This window comes from Variovorax sp. P4_D9 (assembly GCF_056401695.1).
In genome coordinates this window covers 1-3,189 of sequence record NZ_JBFUIU010000946.1, presented here as the reverse complement: position 1 = coordinate 3,189, position 3,189 = coordinate 1, and the positions used below count along the sequence as shown (strand labels likewise).

Below are 3,189 nucleotides of genomic sequence, written 5' to 3'. Positions count from 1 at the left end.
CGCAGGAGCACTGCGGCGGGCGAGTTGCGGTTCGGCACGGACTCGATGTACATGACTTCGTTTATAGAACCAATACAGAGCTAATTCAACAGAATAATGAACAATTTACATGGCTACAAATTGACACAAGAAAAAGGCCGAAACCCGCGCCAATGCTGGGTTACGGCCTGATCAATGCTTCAAAGTTCGGTCTAAAAGACGCACTGGAGCTCTCTCGCGGAAGCACCGCGGCAGGAGTTGCAGGTGGCGGCTCAAGTGGCGTGAGCTCAAGCTCCGGCGCGACAGGTGCCGGAGGCTCGTCCGGCGCGGAGGACGCGGCGGCAGGGCTCGGGGTCGACGCCTTCGTTGACCCGCTGGCCGGCGCCGGCTGCGACGGAACCCGTCAATTCGACATGAAGCACCTGCCCGGCAACACCCTCAACATGGTCGAGATGTACCAACTGCGCGAGCGCGCTCACATATTGGTCCAGAAATCGGCCCGTCGCACGGGTGATCGGCGCAGCGTTCGTCTTGACGCCGTGGGCCTTGAGCTGTTTCAGCAGATGCAGCGCGAGGTGGAGCTGGCGCACTTCAGCCAGGCCGCCGTTTCCACGAAGCGCAAACCAAAGGACGCATCCGAGGAAAGCTTCTCAGGCACGCGACCGGAAGACACTCAGCCTCGCCGTGACGAGCCTCGGCTCAAAGTCCGGCGGGCGGACGCACCCTTGCCAGACGAGGGCGATGCGCCACTCGACGCAGATCCGGACCGGCCGATGACCAGCGTGGCCCGGGATCGCGCAGCACTCCAGCGCGAGGCACTGCTCGAGCAGTGCGCAGAGGCTCATGGCGAGGCGATGGGTGATCTGGCCCTGCTGAACCAGGCGGGAGGGCCTGAGCGACGACGCGATCTGAGGGCGGGAGGGGGCTGCAGAGCCCATGTCGACGACGCCGGGCAGCACGCGAGCACAAGAAGTCCGGCACCGGAGGCTCCGAGGGGAAGCCCTTCTTGTGCAAGAACTGTTCGAGGAGGTCGGGTTCGGGACTGTTTGCTGTCATTCACGCACAAAGCGCGAACGGCAAGGATGGGCCCACTGCAGTTCAGTCGGCATAAGAAGTTGACCGCCTGAAACCAGTCATTGCGGCGGCTGCCCACTACCCTGCAATCTTCGAGAAATCAGGTAGCCGTTTCTGMGCAAATGCGACGAACGCTTCGCGCGCTTCAGGACTCTTGAGGCGCTCGGTGAACTTCGCGCTCTCTAGGTCCATCTGAGCCACGATTGCTGCGAGAATGTGAAATATTCCCATATTCCATTCTGGAGATAGAAAATGARAACCTTCGCCTGCATACGTGCCGCGTTGTCCGCGGTAGTGCTSGGATCCCTCYTGGCMTGCGGMGGCGGCGGCRGMRGCGGSGGCTCGATTCCCGTCGCCGCCACCCCGACCCCCACCGCCGAGAAAGGCACGCTGCGRCTGGCCATGACCGACGCGCCGGCCTGCGGCTATGACGCCGTCAAYGTGACCGTCRCCAAGGTGCGSGTCCACCARTCCGCGAACGCGGCGGAAAGTGAAGCTGGTTGGCAGGACCTGCCAGTGGACCCGCCGGCGCGCATAGATCTCTTGTCGTTGACCAACGGCGTGCTGTTCGAACTCGGGCAATTGCCACTGCCGGTGGGCAAGTACACCCAGCTGCGCCTGGTGCTGGCCGAGAACGGCAGCAGCACGCCGCTGGCCAATTCGGTCATTCCCACTGGCAAAAACGAAGTTGCTCTGAAGACGCCCAGCGGCCAGCAATCGGGCTTGAAGGCGAATGCCAACATCGATGTGGCRGCCAACCAGATGGCGGACTTCGTGATCGACTTCGACGCCTGCAAGTCAGTGGTGAAAGCCGGCAACTCCGGACAGTACTTGCTCAAACCGGTACTGAGCGTGGTGCCGCGCCTGGTCTCTGGCGTGCTTGGTTATGTGGACGTCGGCGTGGTCGATCCGCAGACCAGCGTTTCGCTGCAGCAGAACGGGGTCATCGTCAAGGCGACGGTGCCGGATAGCGCCGGCAAATTCCTATTGCAGCCCGTGCCAGCGGGAAGCTACCAAGTGGTGCTGACGGCGCCCGGCCGCACCACCGCGGTGGTGACCAACGTGCCCGTTGCCGATCAAACCGTGACCACGCTCAACGCCACGACCTCGGCGCTCTCCGTGCCCACTTCGCCGACGGCCACCTTGTCCGGCGCCGTGAGCACCGCCAGCTCGCCGATCGAAGCGCAGGTGCGTGCCCTGCAGCCGCTGTCCGGCGGCCCGACCGTCGTCGTGGCCGACCGTGCGGCGGACGGCGACACAGGCGCCTACTCCTACGCGGTGCCGGTGAATGCGCCGCTGGTGGCGCCCTATGTCGTGGCGCCCGCGGCGCTGGTGTTTGCGCCGAACACGGCTGCGGCTGGCAAGTACGTGGTCGAAGCCAGCGGGGCCGGCTCGGTGAAGACGGCATCCTCGCCGTTGCTGGCGGGGGGCGCGACCTTCGCCACCAACTTCACCCTGCCCTGAGTTGACTTGAGCGGCGCCCCGGGGACCGGGGCGCGCCGCAATGGGGATGGTTGCCTCCGCGATCGGTGGACGACCTCGCGGGGCTCGCTGAATGGCCGCATGAGTGGGCGAGACGGCACGGCCGTTCTATTTTGGGGCAATCCTCGTGGGCCGTCCGTCTCCTTAGCAGTCTGGCGACGTTACTGTCGCCAGACCTGAAAGCTGACCTACATGAAAGACGGCTTATGGCCGTCATGAATAGCTATTCATGACGGCCATCAGCCGACATTGGTCAGCGTCTGCTTCGGAGGTCAGTTCATTCCGACCTAAGAGGCGCGACGATGCCATAGGCTGAGACGTTCAGCCATGCTGCCAGCGTGCACGTGCTCGCGTGCGTGGCCGCGATGAGCGTCTCGTGAAGCGTGAAGCTTGTCCACGATGCTCGAGTCAAATTCGGCGGTCAAGCTGGGGACGCGTCGGGTCCAGCCCGGCATGATCAAATTGGCTCACTCGCGCAACTGCTCTCAGGTTGCCCCCTTGTCGCTACCGGCCGGGGGCACAGGTCCGCCGCCGACCTTTTCGACTCACGCGCTCGGATTTTCCATAGCTTCGTAGCCTTCTCAGGTTCCCGTGGGACATTCCGCGGTTTCCTCCCTCAAGGCTTGTCCAACACCTGCCCTCAGGCCGCTGTCG

The 3,189-nt window shown here is 63.8% G+C and carries 2 protein-coding genes; one reads left to right on the top strand and one right to left on the bottom strand.

From position 1 onward, the window contains the following. Window positions 1–266: 266 nt before the first annotated feature. Window positions 267–569: a hypothetical protein gene (locus tag AC1DY5_RS48815; RefSeq protein WP_478121532.1), complete on the bottom strand. Its 303-nt coding sequence runs from the start codon at window positions 567–569 to the stop codon at window positions 267–269. 736 nt (window positions 570–1,305) lie between these two features. On the opposite strand from AC1DY5_RS48815, the gene AC1DY5_RS48810 reads away from it, so the two are divergent. Continuing rightward, window positions 1,306–2,517 carry a DUF4382 domain-containing protein gene (locus AC1DY5_RS48810; protein WP_478121531.1) on the top strand — a complete coding sequence of 404 codons (1,212 nt, stop codon included), beginning with the start codon at window positions 1,306–1,308 and terminating at the stop codon, window positions 2,515–2,517. Window positions 2,518–3,189: the final 672 nt, after the last annotated feature.